This window comes from Actinoallomurus spadix, from assembly GCF_024055725.1.
GTDB lineage: Bacteria > Actinomycetota > Actinomycetes > Streptosporangiales > Streptosporangiaceae > Actinoallomurus > Actinoallomurus spadix.
The window spans coordinates 69203-75202 of record NZ_JAMXMX010000033.1 but is presented as its reverse complement, the minus strand read 5'-3'; the positions used below and the strand labels follow the sequence as shown (position 1 = coordinate 75202).

Sequence of the window (6000 nt, the reverse complement as noted above, 5' to 3'; positions counted from 1 at the left end):
CCCGAACACCCCCACGCCCCCACACCACCGGCCACCAGATCGACATCGGCCTGTGCCTCGCCGCCTGGGGCGGCTCCGACCTCACCACCGCCCTCCACCACGCCGCCCGCATCGACGCCGGCACCGTCGACCTGCCCACCGACACCACCACCGGCCTGCTCGACCTCACCCGCTGGTCCCACGACCCCGCCTACCGCGCCGAACTACGCACCGCACTCACCGGCACCCACGTCGGCTGCGTCAGCAACAGCCGCGACACCCAACTCCTCCTCGGCCCCCACGGCCCCCACACCGACCCCGTCCTGCACGACACCCCCCAGGCCAAACACGACCACGCCCTCCGCCACGCCCTCGACACCATCCGCCTCGCCGCCGACCTCGGCGCACCCCACGCCCGCCTCATGCTCGGCGTACCCGACCTCACCCGCTGGCTGTCCTGGTGGCACAGCACCGTCACCTGGGACGACAACATCACCACCTGGTGCGAACGCGCCCACCCCATCCTCACCCTCGCCGCCGAACACGGCGTCACCCTCCTCATCGAACCCCACCCCAAACAGGTCGCCTACGACCCCGCCAGCACCCGCCGCCTCCTCGACGCCGCCACCCGCACCGAACCCCGCGCCACCGTCCGCGTCTGCCTCGACCCCGCCAACCTCGCCGCCACCGGCCACGACCCCGTCGACGCCGTACAGGGCTGGGGCACCGACCTCGGCGCCGCACACGCCAAAGACCTCCAGCGCCACACCGCCACGCGAACCCCGCGCGGCGCCGGCTGGTCCCGCTACGGCCCCGGACCGGCCATCCGCTTCCGCGCCCTCGGCCACGGCGAACTACCCTGGCCCGCCATCATCGCCGCGCTCCTCGACGAGGACTTCCACGGCGTCCTGTACGTCGAACACGAAGACGCCCTCCTGCCCCGCGAACAAAGCGTCGACGTCTCCGCACGGCTCCTGCGCGACCTGCTCCCACAGCACACCCCCCAGGGCCGCACCTGGTGACCACCCCGAGGAGGACCCGATGACCCTGCCCGACGTACGCGCGGCCCTGCTCGCCGGCGGCCTCGGCGAACGCATGGGCCACCTCACCGACACCCTCTGCAAACCCCTCGTCCCCTACGCCGCGTCCTGCCGCCTCGTCGACTTCAGCGTCGCCAACACCGCCCGCTCCGGCATACCGGAACTCGTCCTGCTGTCCCTGCACCGCGAACGCGACCTCATCGACCACCTCCTCACCCACTGGGACGGCAGGGGAGTGCGCATCAACTTCGGCCCCCACGACACCCTCGTACGCTCCGGCGCCCTCACCGCGGGGGAGACCCTCCCGGCCCGGCCCCCCGAAGCCGGCACCGCCGACGCCCTCCTCAACAACGCCGAGCACCTGTTCGCACCCGGCGCCCGCGACCTGCTCATCCAGCACGCCGACCACGTCTACCTCTACGACTACACCCCCATGGTCGCCGCACACCGCACCGCAGACGCCGACGTCACCATCGGCGTCCAGCGCATCGAACACCGCTTCGTGCACCTGTTCGGCATGGTCGACGTCGACCCCGACCTGCGCGTACGCCGCCTCGTCGAAAAACCCGCCGAACCCACCTCCGACCTGATCTTCACCGCCTTCTGCCTCTTCAAGACCGCCGTCCTGCGCGACGTCCTCACCACACTGGCCGCACTCGGCGACGACGCCTGGCAGCACGACATCAGCCGCGACGTCCTCCCGCACATGATCCGCGAAGGCCACCGCGTCCTCGCCCACCCGATCACCGGATACTGGGCCGACATCGGCACCGTCGAGCGCTACCACCTCGAACAGCTCAAACTCCTCGACCCGCCCTTCCCGCTCCCACCCGGCGCCCTGCCCACCACCCTGACCGGCACGCCCCCACACCACCTCGGCCACGCCCGCAACCTCACCGCCGCGGACGTCACCATCCCACCCGGCGCGACCGTCCACTCCAGCCTGCTGTTCCCCGGCTGCGTCATCGAACCCGGCGCCCGGATCGACCGCTCCATCGTCCTGCCCGGCGCGACCGTACGAGCCGGAGCACGCCTGAACGACACCATCGCCGCCCCCGGAGAGGACGTCACCGGCCGCCGCACCGGCCTCACCCACCTCGAACCCGCCGCTCACCCGACGCCATGAGCACCGGAACCCCGCGAGCAGCCGACACGTCGGATGGGAAACCGACGGACACACCCTCCGGCGAAGGCCGCATCCATGCCCGACGACACGATCACACCCACCCCACGGCTGGCCACGACAGAACGACCCGCCACGACCGAACCGGGCGCACCCGACCCCGTCGTCGTCCTCCTCCACGGTCTCGGCTGCGAACGAGGCCAGTTCGCCGCACAGATACGAGGACTCCACCCCCGGCTCCGGCTGCTCAGCCTCGACCTCCCCGGACACGGGGCGTCACCGAGACCGCGCACCGAAGACCACGGCCTCACCGCCACCGCCAGGGCCGTCACCGCCGAACTCCACGCCCGGCACCATCAGGGCGTCATCCTCGTCGGGCACAGCGCCGGCGGCCTCGTCGCGCTGACGATCGCCGCGGAGCACCCGCACCTGACCCGCGGCATCGTCCTGCTCGACACGAACCTCACCCTCGACGACACCACCCGGCAGGCGAACAGATCACGCGCGCGGCAGGCGGAGACGGGCGACTGGCGGCAGCACTTCACCGCCTCGATGCTCGCCGCCTGGGGGAGCGGTCACCACCCCGACGAGGACCCGCTCGCCTCAGTGCTCCGCACGTTACAACGAACCCCCGAAAGCGTCCTGCGGCCACTCTGGAACGAGATCCTCACCCTCGACGCCATCCCCCTGTGGCGGCGCTGCCGGGTACCTTCCCTGTACGTCCGCACCAAGAGGGGAGTCGACCTGAGAAGACTCCGGCTCCTCAACCCCCGGGCATCGGCCATCGACCTACGACCACAGTGCGACACCCACTGGCCTCACGTCCGCTGCCCGGACACGGTCAACGAGATACTGAACCGGTTCGCCGCCCACCTCGAACCCGGCCGAGAAGGCTGAGGACCGCGCCGTGGACATCGCGATGGTGATCAACGCCGGGTCCGTCGTGGTATCGCTCTCGGCGGTGCTCGTCTCGTCCTGGCTCGCGCGAAGCCAATTCCGAGCGCAACGGCACGGCAACCACATCGACCCGCTGATCGAACTCCTCAAAGAGTTCCGATCATTGGAATTCCACCGCAACTACGCCTTCATCAGCACCGAACTGCCGCAATTATCCAGCGACAACGGGATATCCGGGCTGAGTGAGGACGCACAGCGGAAGATCTACGACATCGGCTACTTCCTCCAGCTCTACGCGATCCTCGCGGACCTGGACATCGTCGACGAGCGTTTCATCGGCACCCTGCTCCACCGGCGATACACCGAGGTCTGGGCAGCCCTCGAGCCGTTCGTCCGCCGAGAACGCGAACTGCAGGGCCTCACCGACGGCGCCATACTCAACATCCTCGAAGACTTCGCGGGCCGCCTGCGCGCCCGCCCCGCACCGAGGACACCCTCCCTGCCCGCGCAGCGCAGACCCCGTTAGCCACCCGCCGCCTCGCCCAGCCCCACACCCAGTCAGTCATGGGGCAGCGGCCCCTCCAGGCCCGCCGTCACGGTCTCCCGGCGCCGGGAGACCTGAACGGTGCTGCCCTCCGGGGCCCCACCATCCGCATCGCCTGCTCCGCGACGACTTCGCGGACCGCACACGTACCGACGGCCCGGCCGACCCTGCCGCTGAAGATCGTCACCGTCGGCAGGAGTCGGGCATGGGGGAGCCTTGATAACCCCGCCCTCGCGCCTTACTTGACATAATGTACATTATCGAGCATCTGCGAGAAGGCCGGAGAGCGGCCGGAACGGGCCGCCGGCCTGCGGCGGCGCGACGGGAACGCGGCGATGTCACCACCGGCGGGCACGATGCGGCCGTGACACCGTGGACACTGCAGGACATCGATCGGGCGCTGCGCGACAGCTGGGCGGCGGACACGTGCTCACCCGACGATCTTCAGCGATCCGGCTGGAGCCCGGACAATCCCGCGTGGGGCCATTGCGACATCACCGCGCTGGTGGTGAACGACCTGTTCGGCGGTGACCTGATCGTCGGCAGGGTTCAGTCGGCCGGCGGCGAGCCGCAGGGTCATCACTGGTGGAACCGCCTGCCGAGCGGCGTCGAGATCGACCTGACCCGGGAACAGTTCCGCAACGGTCAGACGATCATCGATCCCCGGATCGTCGCGCGGCCCGGGCCGCAGCCGCGTCACCGGCGTCGCGAGTACGAGGTCCTGCGGAGCCGGGTCGCCGCCCGCCTCGGCCCCCTGCCCGCCCCGGCTCCGCCTGACCGCCCGGCACGCCGCCCCACCGGAGAACACCATGTCCGATACCGGGCAGAAACCCAATCATCATCTGGGGTGATGCGGCCGCCGATGAGTAATGCCTGGTCAGAGCGTTGACGCGATCGCAGCGACGTTCCTTCGTTCGCGTGGCCGTGCCCAGAGCGCCGAGACCGTGGCACGATCGCGGGGCGTTCATCGCGGCCGGAGGCTCAGGAACCAGCCACGTTCGTGGGCGCGGTCCAGCCGGTAGCTCGGATCCACTCGACCAGGTCCAGGGTGGCCGGCTCGATCGAGCGCACCACCGCGAGGTCCGAAGGGTCTTCCGCCGCCTCCGCGAACTGGCGGAACATCGCCTTGTCGAGGTCGTTGGGAAGCACGCTCAACGGGAGGGCCTCGTACCGTGCCGGGAGCCCGGCGCGCGCGCCGAACGCCGCGGCGATCTGGGGGCCTGTCAGCTCGTCGCCGACGAGCTCGACGGCTCCGCTGGGCGCCTCCGCGGTGTCGAGCAGGAGCGCGGCGGCGACCCGGCCGACGTCCCTGACCGAGATCATCTTCAGGGCGACGTCCTCCGGCAGCGGCAGCCTCAGCACGATCTCCCCATGCTCCAGACTCGGTGCCATCACGCTCGCGAAGTTCTCCATGAAGGCGGTCGGGCGAACCATCACGGCCCTCAGGCCGGACTTCCTCAGGTGCTCCTCGATCCAGTGCTTCGAGTCGTGGTGCGGCACACCCGACTCCCGGTCCGCTCCGAAGACCGAGTTGAACACGACGTGCGGGACGCCCGCCTCGACCGCCGCGTCGACGAGCGCGGTACCGATGCGGATCTCCGCCTCGACCTCTTCGAGGCTGTTCGCCTCCGGGGTCATGAAGTAGAACCCCTCGACCGTTGCCAGCGCGGCGGCCAGCGACGCCGGGTCGTCGGCCCGGATGACCGCCAGCTCGACGCCGCGGGCGGCCAGCGCCTGAGCCCGGTCGGACTGCGGGTTGCGGACCAAAGCCCGCACCCGCGCCTTGTGGTCCAGCAGCGCGTCGACCACCGCCCCGCCCTGTTGCCCCGTCGCGCCGAAGACTGCGATCGTGCCGGTCGTCTGTGTGCTCATCGCTGCCACCCTTCACTAGTTCATGGCATGAACAAAACTAGTTCATGCCATGAACTACGTCAAGGTGCGGGTGTAGCGGGACCTCACGGTGTGATGGGTTGGTTCGAGGTGGGCGAAGAGAGGTCCGAGGTGTCCACGATGGCGGTGGCCACGCGCTCGAAGTCGCGCTGGTCTTCGACGTCGAGGTTCCTCGCGATCTCGGGCAGGCGCTTGGCGACCTCGGCGTAAACGGCCTCGGCGAGCACCTTCCCCGTGGGCGTCACACTGAGCATGACGACACGTCGGTCCTGCGCCGAGCTTGCCCGGCCGACCAATTCACGCCGCGCGGTGCGATCGACCAGCTGGCTCAACGCGTTCTTGGTCATACCCAACGACGCGGCGAGGTCAGCCATCTGCCGCGGCTCGTTCCTGACCGCGCAGAGCAGCGTGGCCTGCGAGGGGGTCAGGTCGAACTCGGCGCAGATCTGCGCGTACTTGCGTTGAATCACAACCGAGAGCCAGAAGAGCTTATCGCCATAGTCCACGCCGGCCTCCCCCTCCGATGA

Annotated in this window: 7 protein-coding genes; 5 read left to right on the top strand and 2 right to left on the bottom strand. The window is 70.0% G+C overall.

Going from position 1 to position 6000, the window contains the following annotated elements:
• The 5 genes from NE235_RS33235 to NE235_RS33215 form a co-directional block, all read left to right on the top strand.
• On the top strand, positions 1 to 1001 hold a 1001-nt coding region (locus NE235_RS33235; RefSeq protein WP_252810119.1), incomplete at its 5' end, for a sugar phosphate isomerase/epimerase family protein.
• A 19-nt stretch (positions 1002 to 1020) separates the two neighbouring features.
• Positions 1021 to 2145, top strand: coding sequence for a sugar phosphate nucleotidyltransferase (locus NE235_RS33230; protein WP_252810116.1), 1125 nt, complete (start codon positions 1021 to 1023; stop codon positions 2143 to 2145).
• Between the two features lie 75 nt (positions 2146 to 2220).
• Positions 2221 to 3039 carry an alpha/beta fold hydrolase gene (locus NE235_RS33225; RefSeq protein WP_252810115.1) on the top strand — a complete coding sequence of 273 codons (819 nt, stop codon included), beginning with the start codon at positions 2221 to 2223 and terminating at the stop codon, positions 3037 to 3039.
• A gap of 10 nt (positions 3040 to 3049) precedes the next feature.
• Positions 3050 to 3565 (top strand): hypothetical protein, encoded by a 516-nt coding sequence (locus tag NE235_RS33220; RefSeq protein ID WP_252810113.1) that lies wholly within the window; start codon positions 3050 to 3052, stop codon positions 3563 to 3565.
• 382 nt (positions 3566 to 3947) lie between these two features.
• Entirely contained in the window at positions 3948 to 4472 is a 525-nt protein-coding gene (locus NE235_RS33215) for a YunG family protein (RefSeq protein WP_252810111.1), read from the top strand.
• 92 nt (positions 4473 to 4564) lie between these two features.
• On the opposite strand, the gene NE235_RS33210 is transcribed toward NE235_RS33215, so the two are convergent.
• Positions 4565 to 5455 (bottom strand): NmrA/HSCARG family protein, encoded by an 891-nt coding sequence (locus NE235_RS33210; protein WP_252810109.1) that lies wholly within the window; start codon positions 5453 to 5455, stop codon positions 4565 to 4567.
• Positions 5456 to 5538: 83 nt separating this feature from the next.
• Positions 5539 to 5979, bottom strand: coding sequence for a MarR family winged helix-turn-helix transcriptional regulator (locus NE235_RS33205; RefSeq protein ID WP_252810106.1), 441 nt, complete (start codon positions 5977 to 5979; stop codon positions 5539 to 5541).
• Positions 5980 to 6000: the final 21 nt, after the last annotated feature.

Excerpts from the sequence above, each read along its gene's own strand:
- NE235_RS33210 (WP_252810109.1), bottom strand. The coding sequence starts at position 5,455 with ATGAGCACACAGACGACCGGCACGATCGCAGTCTTCGGCGCGACGGGG.
- NE235_RS33230 (WP_252810116.1), top strand. The coding sequence starts at position 1,021 with ATGACCCTGCCCGACGTACGCGCGGCCCTGCTCGCCGGCGGCCTCGGC.
- NE235_RS33225 (WP_252810115.1), top strand. The coding sequence starts at position 2,221 with ATGCCCGACGACACGATCACACCCACCCCACGGCTGGCCACGACAGAA.